A 707-nucleotide genomic window follows, 5' to 3' on the forward strand; every position below is an offset into this window, starting at 1 on the left:
GCACATCCACGTCGCCGCGGTGCTCGACACCATCGGCGGCATCCTCGCTACCCTCACCGTTCCCACCGATACCGGCGGTTTCAAACAGCTTCTCACCTGGGCGGACTCGTTCGGGAAGATCGTCGCGTTCGGCATCGAGGGCACCGGCTCCTACGGCGCCACCCTCACTTCCTTCCTGCGCCGACACGGACACAAGGTCGTCGAAGCAGGACGCCCTGACCGCCGCCAGCGGCGCATGAACGGGAAGTCAGACACCCTCGACGCGGAAAACGCCGCCCGATCCGTGCTCGCGGGCTTCGCGACGGTCATCCCGAAGACCGCGGACAGCAGCGTCGAGATGATCAGGCAGCTTAAAATCGCGCACGATTCGGCGGTGATCGATCGGTCCGCCGCGATGATCTCGATGAAGGCGTTGCTCGTCCACGCCGACGACACACTGCGCCGGGAGACGAACCGGATGACGCCGATCAAGCTCGCTCGCCACCTCGCAGCACTGCGCCCTCGGAACCTCGAGACGCCCTCAGACTCTCTCCGCCATGCGCTGCGCTCCCTGGCCCGCCGATGGCAGCACCTGGACAGCGAAGCCAAGGAACTCCGGGCGTCGATCGAGGCGCTCGTCAATCGCACCGCACCGCAACTGCTGGAGCAGTTCGGCATCGGCGTCGATACCGCAGCCGAGGTCCTGATCGTCGCCGGCGACAATCCCG

General features: G+C 66.3%; 1 protein-coding gene. It reads left to right on the forward strand.

The window, feature by feature from the left end; translation table 11 throughout:
• On the forward strand, positions 1-707 hold a 707-nt coding region (locus tag FCK90_RS15190), incomplete at both ends, for an IS110 family transposase (protein WP_158035143.1).

Origin of the sequence: Kocuria coralli (genome assembly GCF_008831305.1) — a bacterium.
GTDB classification, from domain to species: Bacteria; Actinomycetota; Actinomycetes; order Actinomycetales; family Micrococcaceae; genus Kocuria; species Kocuria coralli.